Source organism: Cloacibacillus sp., from assembly GCA_036655895.1.
In the GTDB taxonomy this organism is placed as follows: domain Bacteria; phylum Synergistota; class Synergistia; order Synergistales; family Synergistaceae; genus JAVVPF01.
Genome location: JAVVPF010000019.1, coordinates 42365 through 59059, shown reverse-complemented (window position 1 = coordinate 59059; position 16695 = coordinate 42365). Strand labels below are relative to the sequence as shown.

The following is a 16695-nucleotide window of genomic DNA, read 5'->3' as shown; positions in this document are numbered from 1 at the left end:
CCATGTTGATGGTGGCGCCGAGCGGCAGCACGAATGACGATACGTCTTCGCTTACGCCAAGGTTGTTCTGGACGTTTGCCATAGAGATGGGCAGCACGCCGGAGCTAGTCCTTGTGACGTAGGCCGCAAGCATAGCTTCACGGACTCCTTTGAAGAACCACAGCGGGCTTTTACGTACTACTGTAGCGATAAGGCCCGAGTATACAAAGACTATCTGCAGTATGCAGCCCAGGTAGACGGCTACAATCACCTTTGCGAACGGAGCGAGCACGGATGGGCCGTATTTCGCCGCAGTGACGGCGATGAGCGCGAATATGCCGTAGGGGGCCATCCGCATTACGATGGCCGTCACTTTGAACATCACCTCGGCCAGTGAGGCGTTGAAGGAGAGGAAGGCTTTGCCTTTTTCTCCGATGAGCGTCGCGGCTACCCCGAGGAAGAGCGCAAAGACTATCACTTGCAGCATGGTTCCGTTTACAAGCGCCATAAGCGGGTTTGCCGGGATCATGTTCAGTATGACGCTGAATATCGATTCAGCCTCTTTCGTCGCCGCTTTTACGCCTTCAATGGCCATCCCCTGCCCGGGCTGGATGATGTTGCCCAGTATGAGGCCGATGATTATGGCGACGACAGTTGTGCTGAGGTAGAGCGCGACGGTCTTAAGGCCGATGCGCCCAAGCACTTTGGGGTCCCCTATGGAGGAGGCTCCCATGATGATGCTTGAGAATACGAGCGGAACGATGAGCATCTTCAGGAAGGAGAGGAAGATGTTTCCGATAAGTTCGAGCACCGGCAATACGACGTTTGTCAGGATGCTGGAGCTCGAGGCCATGGGTCCTATGATGAAGCCTAAAATCAACCCGGTGATAAATCCGATTCCGATTTTTGTCATGAGCGACATTTTTCTGTCTGACATTGATATCGACCTCCTGATATAAAATATAAATAAAACGACTTTATTGAATTATACACAAATATATCTAAAAAAACTATGATTAGAGGCCGACATATTTTTAGCCCGCTCTCTGATATAATTAGATGGATATTTCTTCCGCGCCTTTGCCGGCTGCGGCGGCGATAAATCGTTTTGAAGATTTTGTTTTTAGAATAAGGTGAAAAAATGCGATTTGCGTTCCTCTTTGAATCTATGCCTCTGCCGTTTTTGACGCTGCTTTTTCCGTTTATCGGAGCTATGCTTTGCAGCGGTCTGCTTCTATACAACCGGTTTTTGTCAAGGCGTTTCGGCCACGCGCTGGTTTTGCCGAAGGTGGTCTACAAACTGCCGTTCCTTGCGCTTTTAGTGCTCGATGTGATTTTTTCGTATATTATATGGAGCCGCGTCACGGGGCCGTCCGCTCCGATCTATGTGCTTACGGCGCGCGGATGGACGACGGCGCTCAGCGGCGAGGCGGCAGCGAACCTGCTTACCGTTTTCAGGATAGATCCTTTTTCCGCGGTCTCCGCCGCGCTCATGAATTTCGTGGCGCTCACGGCCGGCATCTGCGCGCTCGCTGATAAAAAAAATATAATCACACCGCGCAAGACGGCCTTTTTTCTTTTCACCTGCACCGGCATCCAGGGTATTTTTTACTCCAACGGCCTTTACCTGCTGACGCTCTTTATGGCGCTTACACAGTTCGGCGTGACGGGGCTCTACAGTAATTTTGAGACGAAGAAAAAACCTGGCGGAGAGTCAGTCTATTATTACATTTCGCGCGTGACGATGCTTGTCATGTTTTTTGCCGGCGTGCTCACTTTAAAATTTGAATACGGAACGGACAATATCAACGTGCTCGCCTCACGCATCGTCTCATCCGGCCCGTCGCTTGCGGCCTTCATCCTGCTTGCGGCGCCTATGCTCTATCTTTTCATAAAACCGTCTCCGTACCTTCCTGACGCGTCGCGCAACTGCTTTTTCGGCATAAGGACGCAGGCGTCGCTCTTCGTCGTCTTTCGGATAATTTTTTCTATCTATGGTCCAATGGACGGGCTGCAAAAGGTGCCGTATCTTTTTATCATGCTTGGCTTCGCTCTAATTCTGCTGGCCGTTTTCCTTTCATGCGCGGTGAAGGACCCCGCCGCTTTCATGAATTCAGTCGTCATGTATATGAAGGGGATGGTGCTCGCGGCGATAGGTATCGCGATGCACGGCGTCTTCGGCGCGGAGCGTGCGGCGCTTTACGGCGTGAGCGCGCTTGAGGGGATGATTTTGCTGTGGCTCGTATTCCTGCCGATAACTGCGGCGCTTGCCGTAATCACGGTATATCTGAAACAGGAGGGCGGCGGAGTTGAGATGTGGCGCGGAGGCGCTTTGCTTGACCGCGCGCCTATGGTGGCGGTGACGCTCTTTTTGCTTGCGGCGATGGTGAGCGGCCTGCCGCCGTTTATCGGGTACAGCGGAAAGCAGCTCCTCTTTCGCTCCGCTAATTTCATAAACCCGCTTGTTTTTGTATTTCTCTTCATTTTCACCGTGCTGATGCTGCTGACCTCTCTTCGTTTTCTCGTTTCGCTGATGACGGGCGGGCGCTCTCCTGGCTCGGAATTTGTCTTCAGCGGCGAGGCTACGATAGCTCTTCCGCTTATACTGCTCCTTACGCTGTTTGTGGGCGCTACGATGCTTCCCGGGGCGCTCTATGAGGAGTCGGTCGCGCCGTCCGTGGAGGCGCTTATCAACAGAACCGCGCCTGATTCGTCTGGCGCCGCGGAGGCCTCTGTGAAATGATACTGTTTAGGATAGCTACTGGATTTTTTATATGGGACGTATATAAATGGCTTTCTGTTTTTCTGCTCGCCGCGATAATCTTAGGGTTTTTTGTCAGCGCGGCCGTCCGTGTGCACGGCGGCCGGCTGGTGCGCGAGGAGAGGGCGAGGAAAATGGAGTATTCCGGCGTTTTCGACATCGAACGCTTCGCCGCGGCGATAACAAAACTTACTGTGGAACCGTGGGCCGAAATGCCGGCGTGCGGGTTGATTTGTCTGGCGGCGCTCGTTCTGTTTTTTGCCGCCGCTATATTTTTAAGGTGAGATGATATGGAATATATTTGGGCGTTTTTTAAATACTTCAACGCATGGCTGCTGATGGGCTTCGTGCTGGCGGCGGCGGTAGCTGCGGAAAAGATATATATAATTTTTACGGTGATAATCTCACGCAAAACGCTGCGCGAGGTGGGCGTGCCGCTTATCAAAAATGTTCGCGGAGCTTTCCGCCTTGAGGTCGGCCTTCCTGAGAGCGCCTCCGTCAATATCGCGCTGTACGGCCCCGCGCTTGCCTTTGCCGCGCTGATGACGGTCTGCGCCAGCATCCCGTTCAGCACCTTCATCCCGATAATCGACAACGGCGCCGATGTCATACAGATATTGCAGTTTATGCTGCTTTCGGAGGTCTTGGCCTTGATCTCGCTCTATGCGCTTGGCACAAAACAGGCTGAGAATGCGGCGCGTATCGAAATGGGCAAGGTGATCCGGCTTGCCGTACCGGTAGCTGCCTGTTTTGCCTCTCTCGCGGCCTTTCTTATAAAAAACGGTCTGGACAGCGACCCGTTCAGCCTCAACTCCTTTTCCATCGCGGGACAGCTTACGGCAATGTCCAGATGGGGCGTCTGCGGAACGGCTCTTTTTATCTTCACTATTTTGAGCCAGATACCTCACAGGGACTTCATGACGGGCTGCGCTCTGCTGAAACAGGGAGAGATTCCTGAGTACACAGGCGCGCCGCGCGGCATACTTCAGGTATGGGCGGTCTTTCGTTCGTTCATCATCGTGGCGCTCGTCACCTATATGTTTTTCCCCTCTAACTTCATAGCCACCATCAATAACGCCGTCGGCATCTCATGGCGCAGTCAGGCGCTGAACTTCGTCATCTTCTGGTTCTCAGTGGTGATTATGAGGACCGTCGCCGTGCCGGTCTGCTGGCTTTTGCTGGATCTGCTCAAGGCGCGGCTGCCCAAGCCGCTGCGCGAGACCTTCCTCGTTACCGCGTTTACAGCCTGCGCCATGCTTCTGCTCTATTATGAATGTATTCTGCTTTCACAGGAGGCTGCGGCCTTTTAACGGCCCTTTATGATATGAAAAATATAAAAGCAAACGCGGAAGGTGAAGTCCTAGTTATCTCAACCGGAGGCACCATAGTCTCTGTCGATCATGGTTTTGGCGCAGAACCGGACGCCGCCGCCGCGCACGCGGTGCTTGGAAGCGCCGCGGCCTGTTTTGCGGCGCGCGGCCTTCGCTGCTGTACGGATTTCATCTTCGGCGAGGCGGGCCGCGACAGTTCGGATATTGGGCCAAAAGAATGGGCCGCCATTTCCGCAAAGATAAACGACGCGGCGGCGCACGGCGTAAAAAAAATACTTGTCATTCACGGCACGGACACGATGGCCTTCACGGCGGCGTGGCTCGCGCTTGCCGCGCCCGGCGCCGCGGTGGTGCTCACAGGGAGCCAGAGGACGCCCGAGGCTTCTGATTTTGACGGCGACTCAAATCTGCGCGGCGCGGCGGAGCTGCTATGTTCGATAGATGAAGGCGTATTCATCCATTTCGCCGGAAAAAACTTCCGCGCCCCCTATGTGCATAAGGAAAATTCGTCGGAGCTTGACGCCTACACGCAGAGCTGCGGCGCGCGCGCCCTTCCTGAAGCGCCGCGCTCTCTGCTTGATGCCGCGGCAAAAGTCGGCTCGGTCCCTTCCGAGGAGCTTCTTCTTTTGCACGTTTACCCCGGCGTCGCGCCCCGCTTTGACGGCGCGTCTAAGATAGTGCTGCTTGAGGGCTACGGCGCCGGCAACATGCCGCAGCGCCTCCATGAAGCGTTTGCCGCGGCCTATGCCGCGCAAAAGCCCGTTGTCATCGCGGCAAGCTCCTGCGTCCACGGGGCAAAAGCGCCCGGCCTTTACGCCGGCGTGGGTATAGCGGGGCTTGCCGCAAAAAATTTCACAGTTTTTAGTCAAGGGAGCTATTCCCTTGAGTTCCTCATTGCATTATCATATCTTGCATTAGCGGCGGAACCGTCCGCTCCCGAAAAAGTTTTGGAATTATATCTTGAAAAATTTTAATAGATCACCGGAGGCTTAATCATGGCGTCAGAAAACAGAAATTTTATCAGTGACATAATCGCGGAGGACATCAAAAACGGAGTCGTAAAAGAGGTCGTGACCAGATTTCCGCCCGAGCCGAACGGCTACCTCCATATCGGGCACGCAAAATCCATCTGCCTCAACTTTGGCATGGCGAATGAGTTCGGCGGCAGGTGCAACCTTCGTTTTGACGACACGAACCCGGCAAAAGAAGAGACGGAGTATGTAAACTCGATAGAGAACGACGTCAAATGGCTTGGTTTTGAGTGGTCTGAACTGCGCTACGCCTCCGACTATTTCGACCAGTTCTACAAATGGGCGCTGGACCTTATCAGGGCGGGCAAAGCCTACGTCGACGATCAGAGCGCGGAGCAGATACGCGAAAATCGCGGCACGCTTACGAAGCCCGGCGCCGACTCTCCTTACAGAGAGCGCACTCCTGAGGAAAACCTCGAGCTATTCGCTAAAATGACAGCCGGCGAATTTGAAGAGGGAAGCCACGTGCTGCGTGCGAAAATTGACATGGCAAGCAATAATCTTAATCTGCGCGACCCAGTCATCTACCGCATATTGAAGCGCGAACACCACAGAACGGGCGCAAAATGGCTCGTCTATCCTATGTACGACTTCGCTCACGGTTTTGAGGACGCTATAGAGGGCGTCACGCACTCTATCTGCACGCTGGAATTTCAGGACCACCGCCCGCTCTACGACTGGTTCATCGCAAGCGTCGACGCGCCGCACGTGCCGCACCAGTATGAATTCGCGCGCCTCAACATCACCTACACAGTCATGAGCAAGCGCAAGCTTCACGAGCTAGTCGAGCTTGGCATCGTAAACGGCTGGGACGACCCGAGGATGCCCACGATAAGCGGTTTCCGCAGACGCGGCTACACAGCCTCTTCAATTCGCAGATTCTGCCGCGAGATAGGCGTCTCAAAGGCCGACAGTCTGGTCGAAGTGGAGCTGCTGCAGCACTGCCTGCGCGAAGAGCTCAACAAAACCGCAAAACGCGGGATGGCCGTGCTAAGGCCCCTTAAGGTGACGTTGACGAATTGGCCCGAAGGCTTCGTAGACGAGCTGCCCGCGGAGAACAACCCAGAGGACGAAGCGGCCGGAAGCCGTACCGTGAAGATGGGAAAAGAGATATACATCGAAGCGACAGACTTCATGGAAGAGCCGGTGAAGGGCTTCTTTCGCATGTCGCCCGGCAAAGAGGTGCGCCTCAAACACGCCTACATCATCAAATGCGAAGAGGTCGTAAAAGACGCAGAAGGAGGCGTAACAGAGCTGCGCTGCACCGTGGACATGGAAAGCCGCGGCGGAGACGCGCCGGACGGACGCAAAATAAAGGGCACTCTGCACTGGGTCTGGGCGCAGGATGCAGTGACCGCGAAAATAAATATGTACGACAGCCTCTTTACCCTGCGCAATATGAACGACATGGAAGATGGCAAAGACTATAAAGATTATCTGAACCCAGAGTCTCTGGTCGTTATAGAAAACGCGCTTGTGGAACCGTCGCTTGCCGCAGCCGCCCCGCTTGATAAATTCCAGTTCCTGCGCCACGGCTATTTCTGCGCCGACAGCGAAACCACGCCGGAACGCCCCGTCTTCAACCTCACAGTCTCATTGAAAGATTCATGGGGGAAAGAACAGAAGAAATAACGTTGCGCCACTGACGACAGTTGGATCAAGCTGACGCTCCAGGCTTCTTGAGGCTTGCTGCGTCGGCTTTATTTTTATCAGAAGTTAGCCGCCCGACGCACTATTGCTCTTGCTAACGTATATTAATCTAATATATACTGGCTATACATTGAATTACAGGAGGGGTTGCTATGGCAGCGGAAACATCCGTTATAACAGTTAGAGTAAAGAACGACACAAAACGGCTGGCGATGGAAAACGCGGAGGCAGCGGGTATTCCGCTTTCGACGCTCATAAACGCGTTTCTTGTAAAATTCGCGGCGGAGGGCGTCGTGCCTTTTGAGATAGGCGTGCCATGCACTCCGAACGCAGTGACACGCTCCGCTATGAGGGAGGCAAGAGAAGGACGCGCGACGCGCTGCGCCTCCATCGCGGACATGTATGCCAAATCAGGCATAGACAAGCCCGGCCATGCGTGAGCTTGACATCACCAACCAATATAAAAAAGATTTGCGCAGAGCCGTCAGACAGGGCAGAGATACCGATAAGCTTGATGAAATGATTTTTTTGCTCCTAAACGACGAGTGTATTCCAGAGAAAAATAAAGACCATGACCTCAAAGGCGGCAGGATAGGTTTTAGGGAACTTCATCTAGAGCCGGACTGGCTGTTGATATATGAAAAGCCCGACGAATTACGTCTTACACTGACACGGCTCGGTAGTCACTCTGAACTGTTCTGAGCGCGCTACGCTGAGCATAAAAATAACGGGAGCGATGATTTTCGCTCCCGTTATTTTTATGGCTTTGCGTATGGAAGCCGGCTAAAGGGCGCGGGCGTCAGGCCTCCGGTTTCAGGCGTCTGAGGTCAAGCTCGTCCGAGAGCATTTCAAGCGCCTTCACGCCGGCTACGGAGTTGCCGTTTGCGTTAAGCGCAGGAGAGAAGACTCCTATGCCCATGCGCCCGGGAGCCGCCGCGAGCACTCCTCCGCAAACGCCGCTTTTGCCTGGCAGCCCCACGCGCACGGCGAACTCGCCGGATTCGTTATAGAGGCCGCATGAGCTCATGAGGCCCAAAAGTATATATACGGTCTCCTTGGAGATAATCTTTTCCCCCGTGACGCAGGAGTGTCCGCCCGCCGCTATCATTGCCGCTATCTTTGCAAGAGAGCCGCTAGTGCAGCGGATGCTGCATAGCGTGAAATAAAAATCAAGGATTGAATCAACGTCGCCGTGCAGAAAACCCATGCTCTTCATAAAATATGCAAGTGCGCGGTTCCTGTCGGCGCTTCGTCTTTCCGAGGCGAAAACTTTCTCGTCTACGCCGTTTTCAGCGCCGGTTATTTTTTTGAAAAGTTCAAGGATAAGCCCAACGGAATCATTCTTATACGCCTTGTAGATGAGCGAGCAGACTGCGATGGCTCCGGCGTTCATGAACGGATTTGAGGGTTTTGAGGCGGTCATTTCGATCCGCATCAGCGAGTTGAAGGAGTCGGCGCTCGCCTCCATCCCGACGTGGCGAAAGACGTTGTCACGTCCGAAATATTCAATGGCGAAGGAAAGCGACAGTATCTTCGACATTGACTGCAATGTGAATATCTCCTGAGTGTCTCCCGTTTCCACAGCCTCCGCGCCAACAGGCTGGCAGCTCAGCGCGAAAAGCTCCGGGGACATGAGGGCTAGCTCCGGAATGTAGTCCGCGACCTTTCCGTCGGCGGACATGACTCGCGATTTATTGGCTATTTCATTCAGTAACGCCGTGCTTAGGACCCTGTCGTCTCGCATCTTCACCGCTCCTTATATGAGGCCGTAGTGCGTAAGTCTCTTTTTTGTCTCCTCTTTACCAAGCTGCGCCGCCACCTCAAAGACGCCGGGGCTTACCTTGCGTCCGGTCAGCGCCCAGCGCAGAGGCGTCGCCGCCTCTTTCATAGAGCTTTCGTTTGCGGCGAATATTCTTTCGGCCTCTTCGTGCAGATGGCCGCACTCGCCGCAGCCCCACGCCTCAAGCAGCTGCCCGTAGATCGTTTGCAGCTTAGGGCGCAGCTCCTCTTTGATGTCGGAGCCGTCGTAGCGCTCTGTTACGCGGCTGAAATCGAGGAAATAATCGCTGAACTCCGCCACCTGTATGGTAGTTTGGCCGCGGCCTCCCATCGTCTGAAGCGACGAGGCGAGATATTCGTCTGAAAAATCGCAGACGGGCAGCCCCATCTTGTCCCAGAAGGGGCGTATCACCTCAAGCAGTTTTTCTGGCGCCATGCGCTTCATCTGCTCCTGATTGAGGTGGTTCAGCTTGTCAACGTCAAGCACGGCGGGTTTTCTTGTGACGTTCTTTATGTCGAAGAGTTCGACCGCCTCTTCGCGAGTAAAGATGTCCTGCCCGCTGCGCGGCGACCAGCCCAGCAGAGCCAGGAAGTTGAATACGCCGTCGGGCAGGTAGCCCATGTCGTTGTATTCAAAGACGCTTGTCGCGCCCTGACGCTTTGAGAGCTTCTTTTTATCTTTGCCGAGTATCATCGGAAGGTGCGCGAAGGAGGGCGCCTCAAAGCCTAAAGCGTCGTAGATGAGCAGCTGCTTCGGCGTGTTGATGACGTGGTCTTCGCCGCGGATGACCATATTTATTCCCATCGTGTAGTCGTCGATGACGACGGCGTAATTGTAGGTGGGCATCCCGTCGCGCTTCATGATGACGATGTCCTTTATCGTGCCGTCCTGATTGACGGAGGCGTTTTCGCTGAGCACGTCGATGTCGCCGTAGACCTCGTCGTGGAAGTGCAGTTTTTTGCCCGGCTCTATCTTGTAGAAGACGGCGCCGTCATGTTCGTAGGCTTTGCCTTCGTCAAGCAGCTGCTGCGCGTATTTTTTGTAAAGGTGCATGCGCTCCGACTGACGATACGGGCCGTATTCGCCGCCCTTGTCGGGGCCTTCGTCCCAGTCCAGCCCCATCCAGCGCATTCCGTCTAAGATGCTCTGCTCGTATTCTTTTGTCGAGCGTTCGAGGTCGGTGTCTTCGATGCGCAGCACAAAGACGCCTCCTGTGCGGCGCGCGAGCAGCCAGTTGAAGAGCGCCGTGTGCGCGCCTCCGATGTGAAGCGAGCCGGTCGGGCTTGGTGCGAACCTTACTCTTATCTTCTTTTCCATCTATAATTCCTCCCAAAAAAAATTATGTTTTTTTATGCGGCGCGAATAACTGCGATTCCTTTAAAATCAACTTTGGAGTATCATAAAGGCGGCGCGCTTTATGCGCGAAGATGCAGCACCGCAGTTGTTTATTATAGCTTATGATAGCGGAGGATGGTCAATATGAAAAAGCAAATGTTGCTTGTGGACGGGCATGGTCTCGCCTTCAGGGGCTATTACGCGCTGCCGATGAACCTTGCGGCGGAGGACGGAACGCCGACAAACGCCATACTCGGCTTTACAAATATGCTGCTCAAAGCGCTCGACGAATGGCCGGTGGAGGGGCTGGGCATCTTTTTTGACGTAAAGGGGCCGACGAAGCGCCACGAACTTTTTAAAGATTATAAAGACGGGCGCAAGCCGACGCCGGAATCTTTCAAGGAGCAGCTCCCGATAATCTTGGAACTCTGCCGCGCTATGGGCTTTCCCGTCTTCACGCGCGAGGGCGTCGAGGCGGACGACCTCATCGTCTCCACCGCGGACGAAGGCGCGCGTGACGGCTGGGAGGTAAAGATACTTTCGGCAGACAAAGACCTCTTTCAGGTAATAAGCGACGACATCGAAGTGATCCGCCCGTCGCGCGGAGTGACGGACTTTGGCCTTTACAACGAGGCCAGCTTTGAGGAAAAATACGGCTTCAAGCCTCCGCTCATGGCGGACTATCTGGCGCTTGTCGGAGACGCGGTGGACAACATCCCCGGCGTGGCCGGCATCGGCGAAAAATCCGCGAAGGAGCTCGTCTCGCGCTACGGGGCGCTTGAAGGCATCTACGAACATCTGAACGAGATGGGCAAGGGACGCCGCGCAAAGCTGGAGGAGGGACGCGAGCTTGCTTTCAGAAGCCGCGAACTTATCGTGCCTCAAAAGACGGAGGCGGTGAAGTTTGTCGACCTCGACGTAAAAGAGCCGGACATGAAACAGCTTGCAGCGCTCTGCACAAGGCTTGGAATGAAAAAACTGCTCTCGCGCTTTGAAGGCGCGGAGGGCGTCCTTGCCGAAGAACAGGCGAAGGCCGCGGCCCAAAACGCAAGTGACGAGGCGGCGCGCGCCGTGCGGGTCTCTCTTGACGCTCTGCTTAGATCAAGTGAGCTGTCGCTTGCGTCAGACCCGGAGGACAAAGATAGATTCTTCGCGGCCGACCGCGCGCACAATGTGGCTAGCTTTTCGCTCTCCTCTCCGGACGAGCTTTCAAAGATAGCGCAGTGGGCGAAAGATGGAACCCTCACGCTCTATGGGTACCGCGCCCTCATGACGGCCCGCCCGGAAATGCCGCTGCCTGACGCAGCGCGCATAAACGACCTTGAGACCGCGCATTATCTTCTGCATCCGGACCAGAGCGGCGAAAAAGGCATCGCACGAGTCATAGGCGGTCCTCTTCCTTCGGGAGAAGAACTTGCCCTCAGACTCTTTGATTTCTACGGCCTCTGCGTGCCGGGGATTGAAAAATACGGCCTGGAAAAGGTGATGCGCGAAATAGACCTGCCGCTTGCAAAGACGCTTGCTGAGATGCAGCGTACTGGCATCTACGTTGACGCAAAGAGGCTGGCCGCCGTGGGCGAGCGGCTTGAAAAGAGCGTAGCCGAAACACAGGAAGATATCAACGCCTCAATAGGAGAGCCGGTCAACCTTTCGTCGCCGAAACAGGTTGGGACGCTGCTCTTTGAGATGCTGCACCTGCCGCCGATAAAAAAGAACCAGACTGGCTACTCGACCGACGCCGGAGTGCTTGAAGAGCTTTCAAAACTGCCGGAGCCGATGTGTGAGATGCCGAAAAAAATAATAAAATTCCGCGAAGAGGCCAAAGTCAACACCGGCTTCGTCCAGCCGTTTTTGAAACTTGGGCGCGAGGGCGGCGGCATCATCCACTCCACCTTTGACAACTTAGCAACCGGCACAGGACGCCTTGCCAGCCGCGACCCAAACGTGCAGAACATGCCGGTCTTCGGCGACTGGGCCGACGCATTCAGGGAATGCTTCGTCCCGCGCAAAGAGGGATACGTCTTTGTCGCGGCCGACTATTCGCAGATAGAGCTTCGCGTTCTCGCAGACCTTACAGGCGAGGAAAAGCTCATGCAGGCCTTCCACGAGGGAAGCGACATTCATCTGGAAACCGCGTCGTGGGTCTTCGGACTTCCGCCGGAGGATATAACGCCGGAGCAGCGACGTTTCGCAAAGGTCGTAAACTTCGGACTGCTCTACGGCATGAGCGCCTTCGGCCTCGCGCAGAGGCTCGGCATCCAGCGCGGCGCGGCGCAGAAGATGGTGGAGCGCTACTTCAGCGTGCTGCCTAAAGTGAAGGAATATATAAATACAAGCATCGCCGAAGCGAAGGAGCGCGGATACACGCTCTCCTCCTTCGGCCGGATAAGGCCGCTTGCGGAGGTGGCGACCGTAGCCGGACGCGGCAACAGCCCGCTCGACCGCGTGGCTATGAACACGCCGCTTCAGAGCGCAGCGGCCGACATCGCGAAGATAGCGCTCTTTCGCTTCGACGAGGCGCTTAAGAAAGATTTTCCGAACGCGCGCATCGTCCTCCAGATACACGACTCCATAATCTGCGAATGCAGAGAAGAAGATGCTGCGGCCGTCGAAAAACTGCTGGTAGAAACGATGGAGGGCGTCAACGTTTTGAAGGTGCCGCTGAAAGCCGAGCCAAAACGCGGACGTTCGCTGAAAGAGGTCTAGGAAACAAAAAAGTTCGCGGCGCCTGCGCAACAAAAAATATGCGAAATGGCGCGCGCATAAAAAAGCAGTCTGTTTTTTTCGTTTTTCAGCGCAAAGTTTCTCTTGGTAAAACTTGCGCTTGTGATGAATCTGGCATATAATACATTGCTGTATGTTAGACGTACTTGAACATCTGGAGGTGCAACAAATTGAAGAAGGATATCCACCCGAAATATGAAGTCTGCAAGGTGACCTGTGCCTGCGGCAATACATTTGAAACAAAGTCAACAGTCGGAGACATGAGAGTTTCCGTCTGCAGCGCATGCCATCCTTTCTACACCGGCAAAAAGGGCCGCGTCATCGAAGCGGGGCGTCTTGAGAAATTCCGTCAGAAATATGCCGGAGTTGACTACGGACAGAAGAATGTGAAAGAGACCGCCGAATAGCTTTTTCATTTAAGAAGGGAGGTGCGCTTGTGTGCGGCTCCCTTCTTTTTTCATCTCTTTTCACAAAAATTAATTTTTTAAAATTTTTCTTGATTATAAATCGTTAAGGAGTGATTCCGGCATGGCCGTTTTTGCAAAACTAATAGCAGCAACGCCCGAGGCCGACCGCATTGTAGCGGCGGCGGCGAAAATTTGCTACAGCCCGTCCGGCGCTGCGGAAATTCTTGACGGCCTTGACCCGGCAAAGACCGCCTCTTTTTTGAAAATGCTGCGCGAGGCGGGACATCTCTCCACCTTTGAACACGCTTCGTTTACCTTCGCCGTAGAAGGACTGAGCCGTGTCGCGACCCACCAGTTGGTGCGTCACAGAATGGCCAGCTACTCTCAGCAGAGCCAGCGCTATGTAGAGATGTCGGGTTGCCGCTGCATCGTGCCTCCGTCGGTCGAAGCGGACGCGAGGGCCGCGCTTATCTTCAAAGCTCAGGCTGACGCCGCTCATGAGGCCTACATGAAGCTCGTCGAGCTTGGCGTGCCGAAGGAAGACGCGCGCTTCATACTGCCGCACGGAGCGGAGACGCGCCTCGTCGTCACGATGAACGCGCGCGAGCTGCATCATTTCTTCGCGCTGCGCCTTTGCCGTCGCGCCCAGTGGGAGATACGCGACGCCGCGCGCGCGATGCTGCGCGAAGTGCGCGCCGCAGCTCCGCTGCTCTTTGAGACGGCGGGGCCGTCATGCGTAGTCTCAGGGAAATGCACGGAGGCGCACCCCTGCGGAGAACCGTATAAAAATATGGAGAGCCTGCTTTCCGAATGAGCCCCCTCCATCTGCTGAATATAGCGGCCGCCGCCCTTACGGAACTTCCTCCGAAGCGCATACCCGTAGGCGGTCAGGCCGTGATCGAAGGCGTCCTGATGAAGGGCCCCGAACACTGGGGGCTTGCCGTGCGCCAGCCTGACGGCAGAATATGCCTCAAGTCATGGCTTGGCTCGGACTGGCTGAAAAACGGCGTTTGGAAATGGCCCGTCATTCGCGGATTCGCCACAATGGTGGAGATGATGCGCATAGGGATGCGCGCGCTCTCCATGTCTGCCGACATAAGCCTTGGCGAAGAAGAAAAAATATCCCCGTGGGAGATGGCGCTCTCCATTGGCGCCGCGCTCATCGGCGTCGTAGGAATATTCCTTGCGCTGCCGATGTTCATCTCGGAGTTCATAACCTCGCACTTCGCGCTTTCCCATTTTGGAAAAAACATCGTGGAGGGCGTGACGCGAGGCGTGATCTTCATCGCCTACATAGCGGCCATCTCGATGTGGAAGGATATAGCGCGCGTCTTTGAATATCACGGCGCGGAGCACAAGACGATAAACGCCTATGAAAACGGCGCGCCGCTCACCCCGGAAGAGACCGCGAAATATTCAAGGATACACAGACGCTGCGGCACCTCCTTTCTGCTCGTCGTCATAGTCGTCAGCATCATGGTATTCTCGATAGTCGGAGGCGGCTCCGTTTTGTGGCGTGTTGGAAGCCGCGTCGTGCTGCTGCCGATCGTCATCGGGCTCTCCTATGAATTTATACGAGGCGCCTCCAATTCCGAAACATGGGGCAAAGCCTGCATAAAGCCGGCTCTTTCGCTCCAATATATAACTACGCGCGAACCCTCGGCCGACCAGCTGGAGGTAGCGCTCGCCGCGCTCGACGTGGCGCTTGACCCTAATAAAGATAATACAGGCGGTGAACCGACAGATGGAACTGATTGATAAATTAAAAGAGATCGAGGCCAGCTACAGGGAGCTCGAAGAAAAGATGGCAGACCCGGAAGTTGCCAACAACCAGCAGGAGATGCAGCTGCTTGGTAAAAAACATGTGGACCTCACCCCGATAGTGGACGCCTTTGCGCACTATGAGGCCGTCCTCAAAGGCATCGGCGAGGCGAAAGAGATGATGTCGGGCGACGACCCTGAGATGAAGGCTCTGGCCGAAGAGGAGCTTGCGGAACTTGAAGCGCAGGTGCCGCAGCTTGAAACGGACATACGCGTGCTGCTGCTTCCGAAGGACATCAACGCGGACAGAAGCGTCATCATAGAAATTCGCGGCGGCGCGGGCGGCGACGAAGCCGCGCTCTTCTCCGCGGACCTCTACAGGATGTACACCCGCTTCGCCGAACGCCAGCGCTGGAAGACGGAGATACTCTCCGGCAGCGAAACCGGCATAGGCGGCTTCAAAGAAATAATATTTAAAGTAGACGGAGTAGGCGCCTTCAGCATGCTTAAATTTGAAAGCGGCGTCCACCGCGTCCAGCGCGTGCCGGAGACCGAAGCGAGCGGCCGCATCCACACCTCGACCGCCACCGTCGCGGTGCTTCCCGAGGCGCAGGACGTAGACGTGGAAGTGCGCACTGAAGACCTTCGCATAGACACCTACCGTTCAAGCGGCGCGGGCGGACAGCACGTCAACATGACCGACTCCGCGGTGCGCATCACGCATATTCCGTCTGGCATAGTGACGACGTGCCAGGACGAACGTTCGCAGATAAAGAACCGCGCAAAGGCGATGGCGATGCTTCGTACGAAACTGTACGACGCGGAGCTGCAGCGCCAAAACGCGGCTATGGCGGCCGAGCGCAAAGGGCAGGTCGGAACGGGCGACAGAGCGGAACGCATACGCACCTACAACTATCCGCAGAACAGAATCTCTGATCACAGAATAAACCTGACGCTCTACAAGCTGGACCAGATACTTGACGGCGATATGTACGAAATGATCCGTATGCTCTCCGAAGCGGAACAGGCGGCGAGGCTCCAGGCCCTCTCGCTGTAGGAACGCGGCGTTGAAGATACAGGAGATACGGCGCGCCTGCTTTGCTCTGCTTTGCGAAAGCGGGACGGCGAGGCCCCAATATTCGGCCGATTTGATAATCAGGACGAAACTGGGCATCGAACAGGCGGCGCTGCTTTATAAAAATGAAACGATCCCCGAAGAGACTGTCAAGGGGATCGTTTCATTAACGGCGCGCAGGGCAAAAGGCGCGCCGCTTGCCTACGTGCTGCACGAAGCGGAGTTCATGGGCCACCCGTTCAAAGTGGGTAAAGGCGTGCTCATCCCGCGTCCTGAGACGGAGCTTCTCGTTGAGGCCGCGGCCGCCATGTTTCCCTCGGGAACGCCGGCGCGCTTTGCCGACTGGTGCGCGGGCAGCGGCTGCATCGCCATCTCTTTGCTGCTTGAAAACCCGAAGCTCACCGGCCTCTGCGTCGATAAAAGCCCGCAGGCGCTTCGCTGGTGCGCCATCAACAGGCGAATGCACAAGATGGAGGCGCGCCTTGATCTTATAAAAAACGGCGAGCCGTCGGAGGCGCCCATAGCGCCGCTGTCGCTTGACTTCATCACTGCAAACCCGCCGTACATACCGGAGGAAGAGATACCCGGCCTCATGCGCGAGGTGGCGGACTACGAGCCGCACATGGCGCTAGACGGCGGAGCCGGAGGGCTTTTTCTTTTCAAAAAATTCTTTAAGGCATTTCCGCCTTTCTTAAAATCTGGCGGTATGTTATTATGCGAAACGGCCGGGGAGGCCCAAATAAGAGCGCTTGAACTGCTGGCGCCCGACGAATTTGTTCTTGTGAATAAAATATCAGATTATAATGGAATTATTCGCCATATTATATGGCGCAAAAGATAAAATTTTATATAATAGCTATA

At 55.2% G+C, this 16695-nt stretch carries 16 protein-coding genes; 13 read left to right on the top strand and 3 right to left on the bottom strand.

Annotated features, from left to right (window positions below; all coding sequences use genetic code 11):
• On the bottom strand, positions 1-916 hold a 916-nt coding region (locus RRY12_07650; GenBank protein MEG2184534.1), incomplete at its 3' end, for a dicarboxylate/amino acid:cation symporter.
• A 204-nt stretch (positions 917-1120) separates the two neighbouring features.
• On the opposite strand from RRY12_07650, the gene RRY12_07645 reads away from it, so the two are divergent.
• The 7 genes from RRY12_07645 (at position 1121) to RRY12_07615 (ending at position 7454) form a co-directional block, all read left to right on the top strand.
• On the top strand, positions 1121-2722 hold the full coding sequence (locus RRY12_07645; GenBank protein MEG2184533.1) for a hypothetical protein: 1602 nt from the start codon (positions 1121-1123) through the stop codon (positions 2720-2722).
• Positions 2719-3024 carry a hypothetical protein gene (locus tag RRY12_07640; protein ID MEG2184532.1) on the top strand — a complete coding sequence of 102 codons (306 nt, stop codon included), beginning with the start codon at positions 2719-2721 and terminating at the stop codon, positions 3022-3024. Before RRY12_07645 ends, RRY12_07640 begins: the two co-directional genes overlap by 4 nt.
• A 6-nt stretch (positions 3025-3030) precedes the next feature.
• Positions 3031-4050, top strand: a complete 1020-nt coding sequence (locus tag RRY12_07635) for a hypothetical protein (GenBank protein ID MEG2184531.1) — start codon at positions 3031-3033, stop codon at positions 4048-4050.
• Positions 4051-4064: 14 nt separating this feature from the next.
• Complete coding sequence (locus tag RRY12_07630; GenBank protein ID MEG2184530.1) at positions 4065-5045, top strand: asparaginase domain-containing protein; 981 nt, start codon at positions 4065-4067, stop codon at positions 5043-5045.
• A 21-nt stretch (positions 5046-5066) separates the two neighbouring features.
• Complete coding sequence (locus RRY12_07625; GenBank protein ID MEG2184529.1) at positions 5067-6734, top strand: glutamine--tRNA ligase/YqeY domain fusion protein; 1668 nt, start codon at positions 5067-5069, stop codon at positions 6732-6734.
• A gap of 170 nt (positions 6735-6904) precedes the next feature.
• Positions 6905-7192, top strand: coding sequence for a type II toxin-antitoxin system RelB/DinJ family antitoxin (locus RRY12_07620; protein MEG2184528.1), 288 nt, complete (start codon positions 6905-6907; stop codon positions 7190-7192).
• A complete protein-coding gene (locus tag RRY12_07615) occupies positions 7185-7454 on the top strand; it encodes a type II toxin-antitoxin system YafQ family toxin (protein MEG2184527.1) in 270 nt (89 codons plus the stop codon). The genes RRY12_07620 and RRY12_07615 overlap by 8 nt, the downstream gene beginning before the upstream one ends.
• Before the next feature lie 97 nt (positions 7455-7551).
• On the opposite strand, the gene glsA is transcribed toward RRY12_07615, so the two are convergent.
• Together glsA and RRY12_07605 are read right to left on the bottom strand one after the other, a co-directional pair.
• The gene (glsA, locus tag RRY12_07610; GenBank protein ID MEG2184526.1) at positions 7552-8496 is read right to left on the bottom strand and encodes a glutaminase A; all 945 of its coding nucleotides are present in this window, start codon (positions 8494-8496) and stop codon (positions 7552-7554) included.
• A 12-nt stretch (positions 8497-8508) separates the two neighbouring features.
• Complete coding sequence (locus RRY12_07605) at positions 8509-9849, bottom strand: glutamate--tRNA ligase family protein (protein MEG2184525.1); 1341 nt, start codon at positions 9847-9849, stop codon at positions 8509-8511.
• A 162-nt stretch (positions 9850-10011) separates the two neighbouring features.
• On the opposite strand from RRY12_07605, the gene RRY12_07600 reads away from it, so the two are divergent.
• From RRY12_07600 to prmC, 6 genes are all read left to right on the top strand, one after another.
• Positions 10012-12573: a DNA polymerase gene (locus RRY12_07600; protein MEG2184524.1), complete on the top strand. Its 2562-nt coding sequence runs from the start codon at positions 10012-10014 to the stop codon at positions 12571-12573.
• A 188-nt stretch (positions 12574-12761) separates the two neighbouring features.
• Complete coding sequence (gene rpmE, locus RRY12_07595) at positions 12762-12998, top strand: 50S ribosomal protein L31 (protein ID MEG2184523.1); 237 nt, start codon at positions 12762-12764, stop codon at positions 12996-12998.
• 121 nt (positions 12999-13119) lie between these two features.
• Positions 13120-13812, top strand: coding sequence for an FAD-dependent thymidylate synthase (gene thyX / locus RRY12_07590; GenBank protein ID MEG2184522.1), 693 nt, complete (start codon positions 13120-13122; stop codon positions 13810-13812).
• On the top strand, positions 13809-14756 hold the full coding sequence (locus tag RRY12_07585) for a DUF1385 domain-containing protein (GenBank protein MEG2184521.1): 948 nt from the start codon (positions 13809-13811) through the stop codon (positions 14754-14756). Before thyX ends, RRY12_07585 begins: the two co-directional genes overlap by 4 nt.
• Positions 14743-15816 carry a peptide chain release factor 1 gene (gene prfA / locus RRY12_07580; GenBank protein ID MEG2184520.1) on the top strand — a complete coding sequence of 358 codons (1074 nt, stop codon included), beginning with the start codon at positions 14743-14745 and terminating at the stop codon, positions 15814-15816. Before RRY12_07585 ends, prfA begins: the two co-directional genes overlap by 14 nt.
• A 10-nt stretch (positions 15817-15826) precedes the next feature.
• Positions 15827-16675 carry a peptide chain release factor N(5)-glutamine methyltransferase gene (gene prmC, locus RRY12_07575; GenBank protein MEG2184519.1) on the top strand — a complete coding sequence of 283 codons (849 nt, stop codon included), beginning with the start codon at positions 15827-15829 and terminating at the stop codon, positions 16673-16675.
• The last annotated feature ends 20 nt before the right edge of the window (positions 16676-16695 follow it).

Coding starts and splice junctions, on each gene's coding strand:
- RRY12_07585 (MEG2184521.1), top strand. CDS start 13,809: ATGAGCCCCCTCCATCTGCTGAATATAGCGGCCGCCGCCCTTACGGAA.
- glsA (MEG2184526.1), bottom strand. CDS start 8,496: ATGCGAGACGACAGGGTCCTAAGCACGGCGTTACTGAATGAAATAGCC.
- RRY12_07605 (MEG2184525.1), bottom strand. CDS start 9,849: ATGGAAAAGAAGATAAGAGTAAGGTTCGCACCAAGCCCGACCGGCTCG.
- thyX (MEG2184522.1), top strand. CDS start 13,120: ATGGCCGTTTTTGCAAAACTAATAGCAGCAACGCCCGAGGCCGACCGC.
- RRY12_07635 (MEG2184531.1), top strand. CDS start 3,031: ATGGAATATATTTGGGCGTTTTTTAAATACTTCAACGCATGGCTGCTG.
- RRY12_07630 (MEG2184530.1), top strand. CDS start 4,065: ATGAAAAATATAAAAGCAAACGCGGAAGGTGAAGTCCTAGTTATCTCA.
- RRY12_07640 (MEG2184532.1), top strand. CDS start 2,719: ATGATACTGTTTAGGATAGCTACTGGATTTTTTATATGGGACGTATAT.
- RRY12_07620 (MEG2184528.1), top strand. CDS start 6,905: ATGGCAGCGGAAACATCCGTTATAACAGTTAGAGTAAAGAACGACACA.
- RRY12_07615 (MEG2184527.1), top strand. CDS start 7,185: ATGCGTGAGCTTGACATCACCAACCAATATAAAAAAGATTTGCGCAGA.
- RRY12_07625 (MEG2184529.1), top strand. CDS start 5,067: ATGGCGTCAGAAAACAGAAATTTTATCAGTGACATAATCGCGGAGGAC.
- RRY12_07600 (MEG2184524.1), top strand. CDS start 10,012: ATGAAAAAGCAAATGTTGCTTGTGGACGGGCATGGTCTCGCCTTCAGG.
- RRY12_07645 (MEG2184533.1), top strand. CDS start 1,121: ATGCGATTTGCGTTCCTCTTTGAATCTATGCCTCTGCCGTTTTTGACG.
- prfA (MEG2184520.1), top strand. CDS start 14,743: ATGGAACTGATTGATAAATTAAAAGAGATCGAGGCCAGCTACAGGGAG.